The sequence below is a fragment of the uncultured Albimonas sp. genome (assembly GCF_963977235.1).
GTDB lineage: Bacteria > Pseudomonadota > Alphaproteobacteria > Rhodobacterales > Rhodobacteraceae > Albimonas.
In genome coordinates, this window is sequence record NZ_CAXBOD010000048.1 from 1 (window position 1) to 20285 (window position 20285).

Genomic DNA, 20285 nt, shown 5'->3' on the forward strand with positions numbered 1-20285 from the left:
CTCGCCGCCCTCGAGCGCGCCGAGCCGTTCCGCGACTGGCTGCGCGTCTACCCCGAGGGCGGCTCGCGCACCTGGAACGCCGGCCGCCGGCGCGTCGACGGGGGCGAGGCGGTGCGCATCCCTGACGTCGCCTTCCTGCGCGCGCTGGCGGGCAAGCTGGCGCAGGACGGGCTCGCCGATCCCTCCCGCATCGTGCTGGCGGGGTTTGGCGAGGGCGGGGCCATGGTCCTGCGCACGCTGTGCGAGGCGCCGGGGCTGGCGATGGGCGCGGCCATCGTCGGCGCCTCGTGGCCGGCCTCGCTGCACTGCGGCCAGGGCCGCCCCACCCCGATCCTGGTGTTCAACGGGACCGAGGACCCCGCCGTCCCGTTCCACGGCGGCCAGTCCCGCTCGGACCGCAAGGTGGGCGCCGGGGCGCTGGCCTCGGTCGGGCGCACGATCTCCTCGCTCTCGGCGCTCAACGACTGCCGGGCGCCGCTCGACGAGACGCTGCCCGGCGGACTGGGGCGCAAGCGCATCTGGTTCGCCTGCCAGGCCCCGATGATGCAGTGGCTGATCGCGCGCATGGGCCACCGCTGGCCCGGCGCCCCCGACCAGGGCCGCGAGGGCGACGGCTTCGGCCCGCCCGCCCCCGCCGGCGCGCCTGACGCGACCCTGCTGATCGCGGGTTTCTTCGTTTCGCTGGTGGAGCGGCCCGGTCCGTGATACCGCGCGCCCAATGAGCCGAGTTCCCGACAAAGACACCCTCGCCGACTTCATTCGCCAGAACCCTGAAAAGTCCGGCAAGCGCGACCTTGCGCGCGCGTTCGGGCTGAAGGGGGTCGAGCGCGTGCAGCTCAAGGACCTGCTGCGCGAGCTGACCGACGAGGGGGTGATCGAGAAGCGCCCCGGCCGCAGCTTCGCGGCCCCCGGTCACCTGCCCCCCGTCGCGGTGCTGGTGGTGCAGGAGCCCGACCACAACGGCGACCTGTTCGCCACGCCCCAGGACTGGGACCGCGACGAGCCGGCGCCCAAGGTGCTGATCCAGCCCGGCTCCCGCGGCCCCGCGCCCGGCCCCGGCGACCGCCTGCTGACCCGCGTGACCCCCGTCGCCGACGAGGATCACGGCTATGTCGGCAAGGTGATCAAGAAGATCGGCGCCGGCCCGCGCAAGATCCTCGCGATCTTCCGCCAGGCGCCCGACGGCGGCGGCCGGCTGGTCCCCGTCTCGAAGGGCGACCAGCGCGAGTGGATCGTCGCCGCCCGCGACGCCGGCGAGGCCGAGAACGGCGAGCTGGTCGAGGCCGAGCAGATCGGCCAGATCCGCCGCAACCGCGAGCTGGCGTTGCCGCGCGCGCGCGTGCTCGACCGGCTCGGCTCGCCGGGGTCCGCCCGCAGCTTCTCGCTGATCGCGATTCACGAGCAGGGCATCCCCGACGCCTTCCCCGAACGGGTGACCGAGGCCGCCGCGGCCGCCGAGCCGGTCACCTCGCTCAAGGGCCGCGAGGACCTGCGCCACCTGGCCCTGGTCACCATCGACCCCGCCGACGCGCGCGACCACGACGACGCGGTCTGCGCGCTGCCCGACCCCGATCCCAAGAACCCCGGCGGCCACATCGTCTGGGTCGCCATCGCCGACGTCGCCCACTACGTCCGCCCCGGCCAGCCGCTCGACCGCGAGGCGCGGCTGCGCGGCAACTCCACCTACTTCCCCGACCGCGTCGTCCCGATGCTGCCCGAGGAGCTCTCGGCCGATCTCTGCTCGCTGGTCGCGGGCGAGGATCGCCCCTGCATCGCCCTGCGCATGGTGCTCTCCGAGGACGGGTCGAAGCTCGATCACGATTTCCACCGCGCGCTGATGCGCTCGCCCGCCTCCCTGACCTACGAGCAGGTGCAGGCGGCCGCCGACGGAAACCCGGGGCCTGAGGTCGAGCCGCATCTCAAGGCCGTCGCCGATCTCTACGCCGCCTACGATTCGGCGGCGAAGGCGCGGGAGCGTCGCCAGCCCCTCGACCTCGACCTGCCCGAACGGCGCATCAAGCTGGACGAGGACGGCAATGTCGCCTCGGTCGGCTTCCGCGACCGGCTGGAGGCGCACCGGCTGATCGAGGAGTTCATGATCCTCTCCAACGTCTGCGCCGCCGAGACTCTGGAAGCCAGACGCCGCCCCCACCTGCTGCGCGTCCACGAGGAGCCCGGCCAGGACAAGCTCGACACCCTGCGCGACGTGGCCGAGAGCTGCGGGATGACCCTCTCGAAGTCGCAGGCGATCCGGCCCGCGCTGTTCAACCGGCTGCTGCACCAGGCCGCCGGGTCCGAGTTCGCCGAACTGATCAACCTCACCGTGCTGCGCTCCCAGACGCAGGCCTATTACTCGCCCGACAACCTGGGCCACTTCGGCCTGAATCTGCGGGCCTATGCGCATTTCACCTCGCCGATCCGCCGCTACGCCGACCTGGTCGTGCACCGCGCGCTGATCGCCGCGCACGACTGGGGAAACGACGGCCAGACCGGCGAGGAGATCGAGGTCCTCAAGGAGACCGGCGAGCACATCTCGTTCACCGAGCGTCGCTCGATGACGGCCGAGCGGGACACCAACGACCGCTATCTCGCCGCCTACCTCTCCGATCGGGTGGGGGCCGAGTTCTCCGGCCGCGTCGCCGGGGTCGCGCGCTTCGGCCTGTTCGTGAAGCTTGACGAGACCGGCGCCGACGGCCTGGTCCCCATCGCCAGCCTGGGACGCGAGTGGTTCCGCCACGACCCCGAGACCCACACGCTGACAGGCGAGGATTCGGGCCGCGTGATCGGCATGGGCCAGCGCTGCCGGGTGCGTCTGGCCGAGGCGGTGCCGGTCACCGGCGGCCTGCTGCTGGAGCTTCTGGAGATCGAGGGCGACGACGCCGCCCCCCGCCGCGGCGCCCGCGGCCGCGCCCCGCGCAAGAAGGTCAGCTCCGCCACCAAGGCCCGCGCCAAGCACGCCCGCAAGAAGCGCCGCGGCTGACGGCGCGCGCCCGGGCGCGACGCCAATCGCCCTCGCAAAGCGCCTGTTTCCCGGAGCCGTCTCTCGCGGATGCCGATCAGAGCGACTCGGCCCCCACGCTCAAGGATCGCCGCAGGCGACCGCCGCAGGCGGCTTGTCCTTGAACGTGGGGGCCGAGTCGCTCAGGCATCGGAAGCGAGAGACGGATCCGGGAAACAGGCGCGGGGCCTGTTTGCTGGTGAGTCGGGAGCGGTTCCCCGCCCTTGGCTGGCGTCAGCGCCGCCAGCCGAGGGCCCAAGCCCGCCCGCAGGGCGCCTCCGTCCCCGGTTCCCTTTCGCCCGCGCGAAAGGCACTCTCGCGCGCAAAGCAATGGGAGGATTCCGACTTGACCGACAGCCCCACCCCCGTCCGCCTGGTGACCTGCTCGACCGCCCCGAACCCGCGCCGGGTCAACGCCTTCCTCGTCGAGAAGGGCGTCGAGATCCCCAAGGTCGAGATCGAGCTCGCCACCCGCGCCCATTTCGAGCCGGAGCACCTGGCGAAGTTCGGAACCCATCACCTGCCGGCGCTGGAGCTTTCCGACGGGAGCACGCTGACCGAGACCATGGCGATCTGCCGCCTGCTCGAGGGCCTCTACCCAGAGCCGAACCTGATGGGCGCGACCCCCATCGAGCTCGCCCGGATCGAGCAGTGGAACCGCCGCGTCGAGTTCATGATCATGCTGCCCGCCGCCTATGTGTTCCGCCACTCGCACCCCGCGATGGCCGCGCTCGAGGTGCAGGAGCCGGTGATGTCGGAATGGCACCGCCGGCCGCTCGCCAAGGGGCTCGAGGTGGTCGAGGCGCGCCTGGCCGAAAGCCCGTTCCTCGCCGGCGACCGTTTCACGATGGCCGACATCAACGCCTTCATCGCGCTCGATTTCATGCGGGTGGCCAAGACCCGCGTGCCCGAGGCCCACACCGCCACCCTGCGCTGGCAGGCCGCGCTCAAGGACCGCCCGTCCCTGCAGCGCTATGTGCCGCCGGCGGCCTGAGCGCAGGTGAGCGTCCCGGCCTCCCCCCCCGCGCCCGCGCTGCCGCTGGTCTACGACCGGCCGGTGCTGCTGGTGGGCGGGGGGCCGGTTCCGCCCGGCCTGATCGCCGAGCTGCGCCCCCTCTGCGGCGCCGTCGTCGCGGCCGACGGGGGCGTCGACCGGCTGAGCGCGGCCGAGCCCCCCGACGCCGTGATCGGCGACATGGATTCCATCGCCGACTCTGCGGGCTGGCGCGCCCGCCTCGGCCCCCGCTTCCTGCATGAGCCCGAGCAGGAGAGCACCGATCTGGGCAAGTGCCTGCGTCTGACCCGCGCGCCGCTGTATCTCTGCGCGGGGTTCCTCGGCGGGCGGCTCGACCACTCGCTGGCCGCGCTGCATGCGCTGCTGACCCATCCCGACCGGCGCATCCTGCTGGCGGGGCGCGAGGATCTGGCCTTCCTCGCCCCCCTGCGCTGGCGGGCGCGCCTCGCGCCGGGGGCGCGGGTCTCGATCTTCCCGATGGGACCGTGCACCGGGCTTGCCTCCACCGGCCTGACCTGGCCGCTCGACAACCTCGCGCTCGGTCCCGAGACCCGCATCGGCACGTCGAACCGGGCCGAGACCGCGCGCGTGGGCCTCGACCTCGACCGTCGCGCCGCGGTGGTGATGGTCGAGCGGCGGTTCCTGGCCGAGAGCGTCGCCTCGCTCGACGAGGCGCCGGCCGACTGACCCCGCCGCGGGCGGAGCATTCCCCCCTGAAAATCGTCGCTTCCCGGCCGCACGGCAGGGGATGACCGCGGCCTGCGCGCATTCTACACTAGATTGCGACGGAATTACTCATTCCAGAAACGGAATTCATTCCTATCTCTGTGTTCCGACCCATGCCCGACCCTTGCCCGACCCCGGAGCGATCCATGCGACCTGACGTGACCGCCTTCTTCGACGAGCCGACCAACACGGTCAGCTATGTCGTCAGGGATCCAAGCTCGACCGCCTGCGCCATCGTCGATTCGGTGCTCGATTTCGACAATGCCGCGGGGCGCACCTCGACCGACTCGGCCGACGAGATCATCGCCTGGGTGAAGGCGCAGGGGCTGCGCGTGGAGTGGCTGCTGGAAAGCCACGTGCACGCCGACCACCTCTCGGCCGCGCCCTACATCCAGAAGGCGCTGGGCGGCCGGATCGGCATCGGCGAGAACATCCGCGTCGTCCAGGACACCTTCGGCAAGATCTTCAACGCGGGCACCGAGTTCGAGCGCGACGGCTCCCAGTTCGACCGCCTGTTCAGGGAGCAGGACCGCTTCGCCATCGGCGCGCTCGAGGGGGTCGCGCTGCACACCCCCGGCCACACGCCCGCCTGCCTGACCTACGTGATCGGGGACGCGGCCTTTGTCGGCGACACGCTGTTCCAGCCCGATTTCGGCACGGCGCGCTGCGACTTTCCCGGCGGCTCGGCCGAGACCCTGTGGGACTCGGTCCAGAAGATCCTGAGCCTGCCCGACGCGACCCGCATCTTCACCTGCCACGACTACAAGGCGCCGGGCCGCGACGCCTACGCCTGGGAATCCACCGTCGGCGAGCAGAAGGCGAAGAACGTCCATGTCGGGGGCGACGCCACGCAGGAGGATTTCATCCGCATGCGCACCGAGCGGGACGCGCAGCTCGGCATGCCGAAGCTGATCATCCCCTCGATCCAGGTGAACATGCGCGCCGGGCGGATGCCGCCGGCCGAGGAGGACGGGGCCGTCTACCTCAAGGTGCCGATCAACAAGCTCTGAGCCTCGCTCCCTCCCGCTCCAATCCGTCCCGAGGACCCATGCTGAAACGCTGTCTGCCGATCCTGGAGTGGGGTGCGCGCTACGACCGGGAGACCTTCGGCGGCGACCTGATGGCCGCGGTCATCGTCACGATCATGCTGATCCCCCAGTCGCTGGCCTATGCGATGATCGCGGGCCTGCCGCCGGAGGTCGGGCTCTACGCCTCGATCGCGCCGCTGGTCCTCTATGCGGTGTTCGGGACCTCGCGGGCGCTGGCGGTGGGGCCGGTGGCGGTGGTCTCGCTGATGACGGCGACCGCGGTGGGGCAGGTGGCCGAGGTCGGGACGCCCGAATACTACGGCGCGGCCATGGCGCTGGCGTTGCTCTCGGGGCTGATGCTGGTGGCGATGGGGGCGCTGAAGCTGGGGTTCCTGGCGAACTTCCTCTCGCATCCGGTGGTGGCGGGGTTCATCACCGCCTCGGGCGTGATCATCGCCGCCAGCCAGGTGAAGCATGTCCTGGGGGTCGAGGTCGCGGGCGGCTCGCTGCCCGAGACGGTCTGGGGCCTGGCGCAGGCGATCCCCTCGGCCAACGCGATCACCTTTGCCATCGGCGCGGCGGCGGCGGGGTTCCTGTTCTGGGCGCGCCGCTCGCTGAAGCCGCTGCTGATCGCGCGCGGGGTGGGGCCGCGTCTTGCCGACGCGCTGGCCAAGGCCGGGCCGGTGGCGGCGGTCGCCGTCACCACGCTGCTCTCCTGGGGGTTCGACCTGTCCGGCAGGGGGGTCGCCATCGTGGGAGACGTGCCCTCGGGGCTGCCCTCCCTCTCTGCGCCGCCGCTGGACCTGGGGTTGTGGACCTCGCTGCTGGGCTCGGCGCTGCTGATCTCGGTGATCGGCTTTGTCGAGAGCGTCTCGGTCGCCCAGACGCTGGCCGCCAAGCGCCGCCAGCGCATTCGCCCGGACCAGGAGCTGATCGGGCTGGGCGCGGCCAACCTCGGGGCGGCGTTCACCGGGGGCTATCCGGTGACGGGCGGGTTCGCGCGCTCGGTCGTGAACTTCGACGCGGGCGCGCAGACGCCGGCGGCGGGCGCTTTCACGGCGGGGGGCATCGCGCTCGCCACCCTGTTCCTGACGCCGCTGCTGCACTTCCTGCCGGTCGCCACGCTGGCCGCCACGATCATCGTGGCGGTGCTGAGCCTGGTCGACTTCGGCTCGATCCGGCGGACCTGGGTGTATTCGCGCCCCGACGCGCTGGCGGCGATGGCCACCATCGGCCTGACCTGGCTGCTGGGGGTCGAGGCGGGGGTGATCGCGGGGGTCTCGGTCTCGATCGGGCTGCACCTGTGGCGGACCTCGCAGCCCCATTGCGCCATCGTCGGCCAGGTGCCGGGCACAGAGCATTTCCGCAACGTCGACCGCCACCATGTGGTGACGGCGCCCGACCTCACCACCCTGCGCGTGGACGAGAGCCTGTGGTTTCCCAACGCCCGGTTTCTCGAGGACAAGCTGCTGGACCTGGTGGCCGGCGACTGCGTGCTGCGCGACATCGTGCTGATGTGCCCCGCGGTGAACAGCATCGACGCCTCGGCGCTCGAAAGCCTCGAGGAGATCAACCGCCGTCTGAAGGATGCGGGGGTGACGCTGCACCTCTCGGAGGTGAAGGGCCCGGTGATGGACCGGCTGAAGAAGACCCATTTCCTCGACGAGCTGACCGGCCGGGTGTTCCTGACCCAGTTCGACGCGATCCAGGCCCTGCGCCCCGAGATCGCCGCCGCCGCCCTGCGCAGCCCCCGTTGCGAGACGGCCAAGGCCGTCGGCTAGCGGGCGCGCAAAAGGCGCGCCCGTCGCCGGACGCGCCCCCGTCGTCGCCCTCAGAGCCCGAGGGCGCAGCCGTCCTTGCGGGGATCCGAGGCGCCGACCAGCACCCCGTTCTCCCGGTCGATGACGATCATCTGGGCGCCGCCGATCGGCGTCTCGGGGACCGAGACCTGGTGGCCCATCTCGGCGAGCCCGACGCGCACCTCCGAGGAATAGCCCCGCTCGACGCTCAGCCCGCCCACGTCCGAGAAGCAGCGCGGCGCGTCGATGGCGGCCTGCGGCTCCATCCCGAAGTCGACCAGGTTCGAGAGCACGCGCGCGTGGCCGCAGGGCTGGTAGGCGCCGCCCATCACGCCGTAGGTCGTGGTCACCTCTCCGCCCTGCTTGAGCATCGCGGGGATGATCGTGTGCAGCGGCCGCTTGCCGGGCGCGGCCTCGTTGGGGTGGCCCTCCTCGAGCGTGAAGCCCATGCCCCGGTTCTGGAACAGGATCCCGAAGCGGTCCGACGCGAGCCCCGAGCCGAAGTTGTGGAAGATCGAGTAGATCAGCGAGACCTTGGTCAGGTCCCGGTCCACGACGGTCAGGTAGATCGTCTCCTTGTGCACCGACTCCGAGATCTCGGTCACGCTGGACATCGCCTTCTTGGGGTCGATCAGGGCGGCGAGCTTCTTGGCGGTCTCATCGGCGACCATATGCGCCAGCCGGATCTCGGCGTGCTGGGGGTCGCCGATGATGCGGTTGCGCGCGTCATAGGCGAGCTTGGTGGCCTCGGCCTCGAGATGCGCGCGCTCGATCCCGAACGGGTCGAGGGCCGCGAGGTCGAAATGCGCCAGGATCTTCGCGAGCAGGATCGCGGTGGCGCCGTGGCCGTTGGGCGGCAGCTCCACCAGCTCGGTCCCGCGGTAGGCGCCCGCGATCGGGTCCACGTAGTCGCAGGCGGTGGCGGCGAAATCCTCGAGCGTGTGGGCGCCGCCCAGCGCGGTGAGGCTGGCCACCATGTCCTGGGCCACCTCGCCCTCGTAGAAGCCGGCGCGGCCCTCTTTCGCGACGCGCCGCAGCACCTCGGCCTGGCCGGGGGCGCGGAAGATCCGGCCGGGGGCGAGCGGGCCGTCGTTCTCGAGGTAGTGGCTGCGCGCCGCGCCGGTCAGCCGGTCGGCGGCGGTCTTCCAGTCGAAGGCGACGCGGGGGGCGGCGGGAATGCCCTCCTCGGCGTAGCGGATCACGGGGGCGAGGATCCGGTCGAGCCCCAGCCGACCGTGGTCCGCCGACAGCCGGCAGAACCCGTCGATGGCGCCCGGAACGGTCACCGAGCGCGCGTCCTTGTCGGGCATGGCGCTCAGCCCCGCCCCGCGCAGCGCCGCGGCCGAGAGGCCCGAGGGCGCGCGGCCCGAGGCGTTGAGGCCGATCACCTCCTCGCCCTCCTTGTGGATCAGCGCGAACATGTCGCCGCCGATGCCGGTCATCGCGGGCTCGCCGATGCCGCAGACGAGGGCGGCGGCGATGGCGGCGTCGACGGCGTTGCCGCCGCCTTCCAGGATCTCGACCGCGGTCTTGCTGGCGATGGGGTGCGAGGTGGCGGCCATGCCGTTCGCGCCGTAGGCGGCCGAGCGGCCGGGCAGGTGGAAGTCGCGGGCGCGGGGGATGGCGGCGGTCACGGGCGGACTCCTGTCGTGGGGGGAAGTCGTATCGGGAAACGCTCCGCGCGCATCGCGAACGGAGACCGGACCCACACTAGCGGGCGATTTCCGGCCCTTGCAACGTCGATCCCGCAGCGTGGAAGCTCAGCGAGCGCGTCGGCGGGGAGGGGGGGAATGCGAAACGCTGCGCGCGAGGCTTGCCATGCGGCCGGGGGATCGTCATCTTCGTGTCATGCTGCATGTGGTTCCTCCCGGGTCCAACCCACCCCGCCAGGCGCCCGAGCGCGTCGCCTTCGACCGCGCCGAACTGTCGGCGATCCTGACCGTCTACGGGCGCTTCGTCGCCGCGGGAGAGTGGCGGGACTACGGGATCGACATGCTCAAGGAGGTGGCGGTGTTCTCGATCTTCCGCCGCTCGGCCGAGCATCCGATCTACCGGGTCGAGAAACGCCCCAAACTGTCCCAGAAGCAGGGCCAGTATTCGGTGATCGGCATGGACGGCCGCATCCTCAAGCGCGGCCACGACCTGCGCCAGGCGCTGCGGGTGTTCGACGCCAAGCTGATCCGGGCGGTCGACGACTGACGACCCCCGGACCGCTTCGGGTCCCCCTCAGGCGAACATCTCCATCCTCAGGCGCCGCGCCAGCACGGCCGCGGCCTCCGGCGCCGCGGCGATCATCGCATCGAGCGGCATGAACCCGTGGATCTGGCCGGGGACGCGCCACAGCTCGGCCCGCACCCCCTCGGCCGCGAGCCGGGCGGCGTAGGCCTCGCCCTCGTCGCGCAGCGGGTCGTGGCTGGCGGTCAGCACGAAGGCGGGGGGCAGACCGGCGAGGCTCTTGGCCCGGGCGGGCGAGGCGCGCCAGTCGGCCTTGTCGGCCTCGTCGAGGTAGTGGGAATGGAACCAGCGCTGCAGGTCCGCGGTCAGGAAATGGCCGGTGGCGAACTCGGCCTGGCTGGGGGTGTCCATGGCGAAGTCGGTGGCGGGATAGATCAGCATCTGCCAGCGCAGCGCCGGCCCGCCCCGGTCGCGCAGGATCAGGGCGACGACGGTCGCGAGGTTGCCCCCGGCGCTGTCGCCGCCGACGGCAAGACGCTCGGGGTCGACGCCGAGCTCTGCGGCCTGCGCGTGGACGGCGCGGACGGCGGCCTCGGCATCCTCGACGGCGGCGGGGAAGCGGTGCTCGGGGCCCATGCGGTAGTCGATGGCGATCACCGCGCAGCCCGAGCCGGCGGCGAGGCGGCGGCACAGCCCGTCATGGGAGTCGAGATTGCCGATCACCCAGCCGCCGCCATGGAAGAAGACCAGCGCGGGCAGGGCGCCGGCGTTCTCCGCTGCGGGACGGTAGAGGCGCGCGGGGATCGGGCCGGCGGGCCCGGGGAGCGTCAGGTCGCGCACGATCTCGACCGCGGTGGGCGCGGCGGTCGAGGCGGCGCGGCCGGCGGCATAGACCTCGCGCGCCTGCTTGGGCGAGAGCGTGTCGAGCGAGGGACGGGCGGCCAGCGCCTCGAGCACCTTCGCCGCGTCTGGATCAAGCGTCATCGGGGATTTCCGCAGAAGGCTTCGCAAAGGGAGCGTCCGCGGAGCGCGCTGGTGCCCGGGGGGGGACTCGAACCCCCACGCCTTTCGGCCGCGGTGTTTGAGACCGCTGCGTCTACCATTCCGCCACCCGGGCAGGGCGCGAGCGGGCGGAAATTGCACGGCGGACGCGGGTTTCGCAAGGCGCCGCGTCGGGCCGCGCGCATCTGGCGGGCGTCCGGCCCGCGGCGCGTCTCGAGGGCGGGGCGTGTGGCCCGGGGCGCGCTCATGCCGGGCGCAGCGGGGCCGAGGGCGGTCGGCCCGCCAGCGCCACCGTCGTCTGGATCGCGCCCGCCGTCAGCCCCAGGCCAACGCCGAAGGCCACCGCCAGGTCGTAGTCGCCCAGCAGATCGAAGGCGATGCCGCCCCCCAGCGCGCCCAGGAAGCTGCCGGCCTGGTGGAACATGAAGGCCGTGCCCTGCAGCATCGCCTGCCAGCGCAGGCCGAAGGTCTCGGCGACCGAGCCCGAGACCAGCGGCCCCACCCCCAGCCACAGGAACCCCATCAGGGCCGCGAAGATCACCGTGTTGGTCGGCGTGGGCCACTGCATGAAGAACCACGCCATCACCAGGCTGCGGGCCATGTAGATCCCGCCCAGCAGCGCCTGCTTGGACCACCGCCCCCCGGCCCAGCCGAAGAACAGCGAGCCGAGGACGTTGAACCCGCCGATCACGCCGAGCGCGGTGGCGCCCAGCATCGGGTCGGCGCCGCAGAGCTCGAGATAGGCGGGCAGGTGGGTGGTCAGGAACACCAGCTGCATGCCGCAGACGAAATAGGCCCCGGTCATCACCAGGAAGCGCGGGTCGCGCCCGGCCATCGCCAGGGCTCCGCGGGCGCTGAGCTTGTCGGCCGAGTCGCCCGGGCCGCTGGGCGGCATCGCCAGGCGGTCGACCTTGCCCGCGCTCCACGCCGCGGGCAGGATCAGCATCGCCAGCACCGCAAAGCCGATCACCGCTGCGCGCCAGTCCAGCGCCTGCATCAGCCCCTGGCCCAGCGGCGCCGCGATCAGCGCCCCCAGCGAGCCCGCCGCCGAGACGCAGCCCAGCGCCATCGAGCGGACCGAGGCCGGAACCGACCGCGCCGTCACCGCCATCGCCATGGCCATCGAGGCGCAGGCCATCCCGAGCCCGATCAGCACCCCCGCGCCGAGCACCAGCATCCAGAAGCCCTGCGCCGTGGACATCAGCGCCAGCCCGATCGCGTAGGCCACGGCCCCGGTGACCATCACCGGCCGGTAGCCGATCCGCGGCACCGCGGCGCCGGCCAGCGGCTGGAACACCCCCCAGCACAGGTTCTGGATCGAGATGGCGAGCGTGAACTGGGTGACGGTCACCGCCGTGTCGGTGGTGATCGCGGGCAGGAACAGCCCCAGGCTCTGCCGCAGCCCCATGGTCAGCGTCAGCATCAGCGAGGCGCCGATCAGGATCGGCATCACGGGACGCAGGGCGGGAGAGATGCGGAGCATGGCGCGAAGTCCGTTCGGCGCGGCGGGGGAGGGACCCTCCGTCTACTTGCCGAGCGGCAGGCAATCATGGCGTCGACCGGAAGGCAACCGTATTTTCCGGCGGCGCGCCGTGGAATGGGCCTGGGGGGGAAACGACAATGGCCCGCGAAGCGAAAAGGGCCGGGGGGATCGCTCCCCCCGGCCCTCGGGTCTTGGCCGGGATCAGCGGCGCGGGCGGGCCGCGCTCAGATCAGGCCCAGCGTGGTCGGCAGCCACAGGATGATCGAGGGGAAGGCGATCAGCAGGGCGATGGTGATCGCGTCCATCACCACGAACCAGGCGATGCCCTTGAAGATCGTGTGGGTCGGCACGAGGTCGCCCACGATCCCCTTGACCACGAACACGTTCAGCCCCACCGGCGGGGTGATGAAGCCCACCTCCAGGAACTTGGCCATCAGCACGCCGAACCAGATCAGGTTGATCGACTGGCTCTCGAGCACCGGCAGCAGGATCGGGATGGTCAGCAGCATGATGCCGATCGGATCGAGCAGCATCCCCAGGATCAGCAGCGCCACCGAGATCAGCAGAACCACCTGAAGCTGCGAATACCCCGCCCCCGAGATGAAGTCGGCCAGGATGTCCGTCACCCCCGACAGGGCGAAGAACCGGGTCAGCAGCTGCGCGCCGATGGCGATCACGAAGATCGAGGCGGTCGAGCGCAGGGTCTCGGTCACCGCCTCGCGGAAGGCGTGCCAGTTCATCGTGCGCTTCAGGCAGGCGATCAGGAAGGCCAGGAACGCGCCCACGGCGCCGGCCTCGGTCGGCGTGAACACGCCCGAGAACAGGCCCCCGAACACGCCGAGCACCAGCAGGCCCACGGGCCAGGTGTCCTTGATCGCGAGGATCCGGTCTTCCCAGGAATAGACCTCGTCCTTGGTCGAGGGCGCCAGCCCCGGCGTCACGATCGAGCGCACGCAGACCATGATCGAATACATCACCCCGGTCAGCACGCCCGGCAGGAAGGCCGCCAGAAACAGGGCGCCGATCGGCTGCTCGACGAAGATGCCGTAGAGGATCAGCAGGATCGAGGGCGGGATCATCGAGCCGATGGTGCCTGCCGCCGCGACCGTGCCGGTGGCGAGCCCCTTGTCGTAGCCCGCCTTGATCATCTCGGGCACCGCGATCCGCCCCATCGCCGCGGTGCAGGCGAGCGAGGAGCCGGTGACGGCCGAGAACAGCGCCGCCCCCTGGATCGAGGCGATCGACAGCCCCCCCGGCAGCCATGACAGCCACATCCGGGCGAGGCGGAACAGCCCCTCGGTCAATCCCGCGTGGAAGCAGAAATAGCCCATCAGCAGGAACATCGGGATCGACGACAGCGACCAGTGGGCCGTGAAGTCGTAGGGGATCTCGGAGAGCATCCCGATCGAGGCGCGCGGCCCCAGGATCAGGTAGATGCCCCCCGCGCTGACGCAGCCCAGCGCGACGCCCACCGGCACGCGCAGGAAGATCATCGCCATCAGCACGACGATGCCGATGCCGCCCAGGAGTTCGGGATCCAGGTCGCTCACTCGGTCGCTCCGTGCGCAGAGGGTTGGTCGTCAGGGTCGAGGTCCGGCCGCGCCAGCTGGATGGCCGAGCGCACGGTCTTGAGGATCAGCAGCGCCGCGATCAGCCCGCAGCCCAGCGGCACCAGGAAGCGGCTCGGCCAGATCACCAGCGAGTACTGGCCCATCAGGTACTCGCCGACCTCGAACTTCTCCATGGCGACCTCCCATCCGAAGACGGTCAGCATGGCGAAGAACAGGAAGGCGAGCGCATGGGCGGTGACGTCGAGGATCCGCCGGCCGACGCGGGGCAGGCGGGCGTGGATCAGCTCGACATGGATATGCCCGCCCCACAGCTCGACCGCGGCCATCGGCAGGAACACCACCGCGACCATGTAGTAGTTGGAGACCATCTCCAGGGTGACCGGCACCGGCGCGGTGAAGATGTACTTCCCCACGACGTCCAGCGTCACCATCAGCATCATCAGGATCAGCGCCACCGCCGCCAACGCCATCACGACGGAGGAGACGGCGCGTATGGCGCGCTCGATCAGGTTCATGACACGGGGTTCCGTTTCTCTACGGCCGCGTCGACCGCCGCCTGGGCGGTCTCCCGCAGCCGGTTGCGTTGGATCTTCTCGCCATTGGCGCTCGGGGTCACGGGAAACCGCTCGACCACGAACACGCGGGCGGGAACCTTGAACTTCGCCAGCCGCCCGTCGCAATGGGCGATCAGCGCGGCCTCGTCGACCGCCGCGCCCGCGCGCGCGATCACGAAGGCCGCGGCCCGGGGCTTGCCCCCGGCCTGCACGCCGACGACCTGGCAGGCCTCGACGTCGGGATGGGTCATCAGGTGGGTCTCGATCTCGCGCGGGTCGGTCAGGAACCCGCCCAGCCGCAGCGCGTCGCCCATCCGGTTGAGGAACACGAAACCCCCGTCCTCGGTCGCCGTCGCCAGGTCCCCGGTCTTCAGCCAGCCGTCCGGCGTGAAGGTCTTCTCGGTGGCCGCGTCGTTGAACAGGTAGCCCAGCATGATCGAGGGGCCGGTCAGCTCGAGCTCCCCCGCCCGGTCGCCCGGCGGCAGGATCTCGCCGGTCTCGGGGTCGCGCACGCGGGCGCCTGCTTCGGGCGAGACCGGCACGCCGCCGCCCATCTTGCGCCGCGCCATCGGCGCGTCGACGGGCTGGAACGAGTAGAGGGCCATGCACTCCGACATCCCGTAGAGCCCGACGATCGAGATCCCCGCGGCGCTCGCCCGCTCGGCCACGTCGTCGAGCGCGGGATTGAAGCGGGCGTAGCCGAAATGGCGGAACTCGGGGTTCAGCGCGTCGCCGGACGCGGCCAGCAGCCGGTCCATCATGTCGTCGCCGCCGTTGGCGTGGGTGACCCTGTGCTCGGCCATCAGCGCCACGGCCTGGCCCGCATCGAACGCCGGCGGCAGCACCGAGGGCCGCCCCCAGGCCGCCGCGGCCATAATCTGGGCCATGCCGAACACCCCGCAGAACGGGATCGCCTGCAGCAGCACCGAGTCCTCCGCCGCCAGCCCCATCGCCGCGCCGGAGTCCCGACCGTGCCGGGACAGCGTCGCCTGCGCGTGCAGCACGAACTTCGGCCCGGAGGTGGTGCCCGAGGTGGTGAACACCTTGCAGGGGGAGCCGGGCGCGCCGTGGCTCTCGTCCATCGGCGGCGCGGCGTCGAGCGCCTCCCAGGGCGCGACCTTCGCCGCTCCAAGGGCGACGGGCTCGGGGACCTCGCCCACGGTCACCAGCGTTTCCAGCGCGGGAACCTGCGCCGGGTCCACGTCCTCGAGGATGGCGGCGAAATCGATCCCCCGGAAGCCCGGCGCCAGCACCAGCACACGGGCGCCCGAGCGTCCCACGATGTCGGCCACCTCGACCGAGCGATAGCGCGTGTTCACCGCCACGCAGACCGCGCCCAGCCGGCAGCAGGCGAGAAAGGTCACCAGGTATTCGGGAAGGTTGGGCAGCCAGCAGGCGACCCGGTCGCCCTCGACCACTCCCAGCGACGCGAGGCCCGAGGCGGCGCGCCGGGCGGCCGCATCGATCTCGCCATAGCTCAGGGTGCGGTCGGGCAGGATCAGGCAGGGCGCCTCGGCGGGCGCGCGCGCCCACATCTGCGGGATCGAGTCCCCGCGAGACGCCGCCGCGGCCGCGTTGCGCGCAAGCAGGTCTGAGAGCCAGGACGCTGAAGACATCGTCGCCCCTCCCGCGGCGTATCGGAGACGAGCCCGCGTCTCTGCGCGGATCGGAGGCGAACGCTATCCATGCGGCCCAACCGGGTCAATCGGTCGTCCGGACTTCATCGCGCGACAAGGTTTCGCAGAGCGGAACGTTGGGGAAGCCTTCGTCCCGCGCGCCGCGACCGGCCCTGCCATCCGACATCGGCCGCCGGAGACGGCTCTCCCGGGCGCCCCGCCGGCCACGCGCCGCGCGCGGACCGGCGGGTCCGGGCGTCCGGCCCGACGCGGCGCTTCCGCGCCTCCGTCAGACCGTCCCGACCGGCGAGGCCGGAGAGCCGACCGCCCCCGGCAGGTTCAGCGGCGGCGCGGTCAGCAGGAACCGCGAGCGGCCGGCCGCGCGCAGATGCGCCGCCAGATCGCTCAGCCACCACAGCTCGCCCAGGTGCACGCCCAGCTGGAACAGGCACAGCTCGTGCAGCGGCAGCGAGGCGCAGCAGTCGCCGTGGCCCTCGGCCGCGGGATGCGCCTCGACCGCATAGTTGTCCGCGATCAACGCCACCACGCCCGAGTCGCGCACCCAGGACTTCAGCGCCTCGTCCCGACCGTTGAGCGCGGCGCAGGCGCCGTGCAGGACCTCCGGGTCCGGGTCGCCGGCCATGCCGCGGATCAGGTCGGCGAAGCCGGTGTGCAGGCAGACCATGTCGCCGGGCTCCACCGCGACGCCGTCGGCCTCCATGATCCGGCCCAGGATCTCCATGTCGACCAGCGTGCGCCCGTCGCCCAGGTGCGCGCGCAGGTCGATCATCACCGCGCGGCCCTGCACGGCGGTCTCGGCCATCTTCTCGATGCCGAGGCGCCTGGCCTGCGGCCCCTCGAACGGCGCCTCGGCGCCGCTCGGCCCCACCACGTCCACGCCCGCGCGCCAGCCGTTGTAGTAGAGCGCCTCGGCCTCGCCGTCCCCGTCGGCGTCGAAGCGCCCGCCGACATGACCCAGCGCGTCCCACTGGGTCGAATACTGCAGGTGGATCAGCGCCGCGTCGTCCGAGATCACGTCGGTGAACCGCGGATCCAGCCGCGAGACGTCGAAGTTGTAGGACGGCTCGCCGCCCCGGTCGGTGGCGAACAGCCTCGGCGGATGCCGGCGCGGGTTGAGAAGGTTCCCCCCCGGCAGATCCAGCGGCAGCGAGAGCAGGAAGGCGCGGCCCTCCTTCACCTCGGCCACGCCCTTGAGGACCTGTTCGGTCCCCAGCAGGTTCATCCGGCCCAGCTCGTCGTCGGGGCCCCAGTCGCCCCAGGTCGAGCCCTCGGGCCGCCGCGTCCAGCGCTTGGTCATCGGTCTTCCTCCCAGATCGGCCGGTCTTCAGACCAGCTCGTTCAGCAACGCCAGCCACAAGGCCAGCAGCAGCGCCGCGTATCCCGTGTAGGGCAGGTTCCACCCCCACGTCAGCTTCGCCGCAGACACGCCCGAGGCGCGCGAGAGCACCAGCGCCCCCGCTCCGAAGGGCGAGCAGGTCATCGCCAGGCACCAGCCCCCGCCCAGCGACAGCACCAGCAGCGCGGGATCGACGGGCAGCGGCCCCGAGGCCAGCGCCTGCCCGAAGAACACCGCGAACAGCATCGGGGTCAGCGCGAACTGCACCCCGATGCACATCACCACAGGCGGGATCATCAGCAGCGCCCAGGCCGGAATCGCGCCGGCCGTCTCGCCCAGCACGCCCGGCGGGACCAGGGACGCGGCCATCGCCCCGATGAAGCCCGCGAAGGCCAGCGTATAGGCCTCGGGCGCGCTTTCGGGCGTGGTGCGGGTGACGATGCGCCGGCCCCTGCGGCCGGTCTCGAACAGCGCCTCGGCGGCCGAGCGGCCCTTCGCGCGCCCCTGCAGGAAGATCCAGGCCAGCGTCAGGATCGGCGCGCCCAGCATCAGCGCGGTCACCACCCCGACGTCCGCCCCCAGGCTGACCCCCAGGGCGATGCCGCCCAGGCTGAGGCAGACGACGGCGAGCCCGGCCAGCGCCTCGCGCGGGGCGGGCAGGGGGGCGCGGCGGGTGAGGACGCCGCGCGCCGCCATCCGCCGCGACAGGCCGCGGTAGCGGACGTGGTCCTCGGCCATGCCGGCCAGCAGCGCCAGGATCCCCCAGCCGATGCCGCCCGCCAGCACGATGCGGGTGTCGGCCTCCGGGAACAGCGAGGCGAGCACCGCCTGGGTCACCGTCGTCGGCGCCCAGATGATCGCGCAGGCCCAGCCGCGGATCTGGGCGCTGTGCTGGCGACGCTCCTTGGCCGCGACCACCTCGGCGTCCTCGCCCGCCGCCTGGCTGTCGCGGATGCCGGCCCGGATCAGCGGAGCCAGCAGGCTGAGCGTGCCGATGTTGATCAGCAGGAACAGCACGTGGCTGCCCGCCGCGATGGCGCCATAGCGGCGCGAGGGCGGCTGGCGGGTCATCCAGGCCCCGCAGGCCTCGACATCCGAGGAGCTCTGCGCCCCGTCGCGCAGCACCGCGAGCAGCAGCATGAAGGCGGCGAGGAACGCCGCGCGGTCGAGCGCCTCGTAGATGCGCAGCCCCGCCTGCGGGACGCTCAGCGCCACCCAGACCCCCGCGGCCAGCGACACCGCCAGCAGCAGCCGCTCGCGCAGCCCCATCCGCGGCAGGCCGACGGCCGTGGCCCCCAGCAGCGCCGCGACCGACACGAGGCTCGCGCCGTGCCAGCCCGAGAACGACTCGAACAGCGCCGAGAAGGCGGTCAGCGTCAGCAGCGCCGCGATCGCCGCGCTCAGCGCCCGACCCTGCGCCGAGGTTGGCCGCGCGCCGGAGGGCTCGCCGGCGAGCGAGCCCGGAGCGGGGGCGTGGGAGGAAGGACGCGCGGGCAAGGGGGGCGAGGGCAAGGGGGGCGAGGGCTCCGGGGCGAGAGCGGCGCGAAGGGAGGGGCGGCGGGGGCGCAGGCCTTGTCATGCGCCGGAGGGCGCGGCTTTTCAAGCCTGCCGGTCGGCAGGTCGGCCAGGCGCCCCCGCGTCAGCCCCGTCTCCGCCGCTGCCCCGGCCGGGGTCTCGCGCCATGCTGCGGCGCCGCGAAGCGAGCCGGGCGGACCGCAGTGCGAAACCCATGGACTCGCGCCCGCGGTTCGGTTCATCGTGCCGCCCGACCGCGCAGGGGACCGCACGTCGCTCCCCCGCGCGCGCTACGACGCAGGAGGAGGAACCGTCATGAAGATGATCGCCAAGTGGGCCACGGCCGCCGCCGTCGCGACCCTTGTCGCCGCGCCGGCCATCGCCGCCGAGCGCATCACCGCCACGCTCTGGGTCGGCCCCAAGCACCCCGTCTCGGTCGGCGGCTACGATCCGTTCATCGAAGCGGTCGAGGCGACCGGCGACTACACCGTGAAATACTTCCAGGGCGGCGCGCTGCTGGGCGCAAAGCCTGCGATGAACGGCATCGGCGACGGCATCGCCGACGTGGGCATGCTGGCCATGACCTATTTCCCGGCCGAGTTCCCCAACGCCCAGCTGGTCGCCGACATGGGCCTGTCGACGCCGAGCAACGTCGTCGCGATGGCGATGGCGACCGAGTTCAACCTGCTGCACTGCCCCGACTGCCTGGCGGAGTACGAGAAGCAGAACCTGGTCTACACCGGCACCTACTCGACCTCGCCCTACACGATCATCTCCAAGGAGCCGATCCGCTCGACCGCGGACCTCAAGGGCAAGAAGATGCGCGTGCCCGGCTCGCTGTGGTCGCGCTGGGCGCAGTCGGTCGGCGGCATCGAGGTGAACGTGCCCTCCTCGGAGATGTTCGAGGGGCTCGACAAGGGCGCGCTCGACATCGCCATCCAGGCGCCGGGCGCGATGCGCTCCTATTCGCTGTGGGACACCGCCAAGTACAACACCCTGCTGAACCTGGGCACCTATCACTCGCTCTCGATGATGACCTGGAACGCCGACACCTGGGCCGGCTTCTCGGCTGAGCAGCGCAAGATGCTGCTGGCCGAGGCCGGCAAGGCGAGCCTGGGCGCGACGGTGTTCTACACCACCTCCGACGAGGAGGTGCTGGCCGAGGCCGAGGCCCACGGCGTCGAGATCATCGAGCCCTCCGACGAGATGAAGACCACCAAGGCCGAGTTCGTGAAGGGCGACGTCGACGCGATCATCGAGACCGCCGAGTCCCAGCACGGCATCGCCGACGCCGCCGCCAAGGTCGAGACCCTCAAGGGCCTGATCGAGAAGTGGGAGGCGATCGTGGCCGAGGTCGGCGAGGACAACGTCGAGGGCATCCAGGAAAAGCTCCAGTCCGAGATCTACGACAAGCTGCCCGCCGACTACGGCGCGTGAGTCCCGCCG

Annotated in this window: 16 protein-coding genes and 1 tRNA gene; 8 read left to right on the forward strand and 9 right to left on the reverse strand. The window is 71.9% G+C overall.

Annotated elements, in window-relative coordinates; all coding sequences use genetic code 11:
• From AAC134_RS17975 to sulP, 6 genes are all read left to right on the forward strand, one after another.
• Positions 1-705: hypothetical protein (locus tag AAC134_RS17975; RefSeq protein WP_339950506.1), on the forward strand; the 705-nt coding region annotated here is incomplete at its 5' end.
• Between the two features lie 13 nt (positions 706-718).
• Entirely contained in the window at positions 719-2980 is a 2262-nt protein-coding gene (rnr, locus tag AAC134_RS17980) for a ribonuclease R (protein WP_339950507.1), read from the forward strand.
• A gap of 364 nt (positions 2981-3344) precedes the next feature.
• Positions 3345-3992 (forward strand): glutathione S-transferase C-terminal domain-containing protein, encoded by a 648-nt coding sequence (locus AAC134_RS17985; RefSeq protein WP_339950508.1) that lies wholly within the window; start codon positions 3345-3347, stop codon positions 3990-3992.
• A gap of 6 nt (positions 3993-3998) precedes the next feature.
• A complete protein-coding gene (locus tag AAC134_RS17990) occupies positions 3999-4700 on the forward strand; it encodes a thiamine diphosphokinase (protein ID WP_339950509.1) in 702 nt (233 codons plus the stop codon).
• A 185-nt stretch (positions 4701-4885) separates the two neighbouring features.
• Complete coding sequence (locus AAC134_RS17995; RefSeq protein ID WP_339950510.1) at positions 4886-5749, forward strand: MBL fold metallo-hydrolase; 864 nt, start codon at positions 4886-4888, stop codon at positions 5747-5749.
• A 38-nt stretch (positions 5750-5787) separates the two neighbouring features.
• On the forward strand, positions 5788-7548 hold the full coding sequence (sulP, locus tag AAC134_RS18000) for a sulfate permease (protein ID WP_339950511.1): 1761 nt from the start codon (positions 5788-5790) through the stop codon (positions 7546-7548).
• Positions 7549-7598: 50 nt separating this feature from the next.
• Here sulP and AAC134_RS18005 read toward each other — a convergent pair whose 3' ends face one another.
• Positions 7599-9128, reverse strand: a complete 1530-nt coding sequence (locus tag AAC134_RS18005; protein WP_339950534.1) for a gamma-glutamyltransferase family protein — start codon at positions 9126-9128, stop codon at positions 7599-7601.
• Between the two features lie 286 nt (positions 9129-9414).
• Between AAC134_RS18005 and AAC134_RS18010 the strand changes: the two genes are divergently transcribed.
• Positions 9415-9765 carry a DUF2794 domain-containing protein gene (locus tag AAC134_RS18010; RefSeq protein WP_339950512.1) on the forward strand — a complete coding sequence of 117 codons (351 nt, stop codon included), beginning with the start codon at positions 9415-9417 and terminating at the stop codon, positions 9763-9765.
• A 27-nt stretch (positions 9766-9792) separates the two neighbouring features.
• On the opposite strand, the gene AAC134_RS18015 is transcribed toward AAC134_RS18010, so the two are convergent.
• From AAC134_RS18015 to AAC134_RS18050, 8 genes are all read right to left on the reverse strand, one after another.
• The gene (locus AAC134_RS18015; protein WP_339950513.1) at positions 9793-10725 is read right to left on the reverse strand and encodes an alpha/beta hydrolase; all 933 of its coding nucleotides are present in this window, start codon (positions 10723-10725) and stop codon (positions 9793-9795) included.
• A gap of 49 nt (positions 10726-10774) precedes the next feature.
• Positions 10775-10858 (reverse strand) — tRNA-Leu (locus AAC134_RS18020).
• Between the two features lie 129 nt (positions 10859-10987).
• Positions 10988-12226, reverse strand: a complete 1239-nt coding sequence (locus AAC134_RS18025) for an MFS transporter (RefSeq protein ID WP_339950514.1) — start codon at positions 12224-12226, stop codon at positions 10988-10990.
• A 224-nt stretch (positions 12227-12450) separates the two neighbouring features.
• Entirely contained in the window at positions 12451-13776 is a 1326-nt protein-coding gene (locus AAC134_RS18030) for a TRAP transporter large permease (protein ID WP_339950515.1), read from the reverse strand.
• Positions 13773-14312, reverse strand: coding sequence for a TRAP transporter small permease subunit (locus AAC134_RS18035; protein ID WP_339950516.1), 540 nt, complete (start codon positions 14310-14312; stop codon positions 13773-13775). The genes AAC134_RS18030 and AAC134_RS18035 overlap by 4 nt, the downstream gene beginning before the upstream one ends.
• Complete coding sequence (locus AAC134_RS18040; RefSeq protein WP_339950517.1) at positions 14309-15967, reverse strand: AMP-binding protein; 1659 nt, start codon at positions 15965-15967, stop codon at positions 14309-14311. The genes AAC134_RS18035 and AAC134_RS18040 overlap by 4 nt, the downstream gene beginning before the upstream one ends.
• Before the next feature lie 289 nt (positions 15968-16256).
• Positions 16257-17285 (reverse strand): cyclase family protein, encoded by a 1029-nt coding sequence (locus AAC134_RS18045; RefSeq protein ID WP_339950518.1) that lies wholly within the window; start codon positions 17283-17285, stop codon positions 16257-16259.
• 27 nt (positions 17286-17312) lie between these two features.
• A complete protein-coding gene (locus AAC134_RS18050) occupies positions 17313-18836 on the reverse strand; it encodes a hypothetical protein (RefSeq protein ID WP_339950519.1) in 1524 nt (507 codons plus the stop codon).
• Positions 18837-19154: 318 nt separating this feature from the next.
• Here AAC134_RS18050 and AAC134_RS18055 point away from each other — a divergent pair, with 318 nt between their 5' ends.
• Positions 19155-20276 (forward strand): C4-dicarboxylate TRAP transporter substrate-binding protein, encoded by a 1122-nt coding sequence (locus tag AAC134_RS18055; RefSeq protein WP_339950520.1) that lies wholly within the window; start codon positions 19155-19157, stop codon positions 20274-20276.
• Positions 20277-20285: the final 9 nt, after the last annotated feature.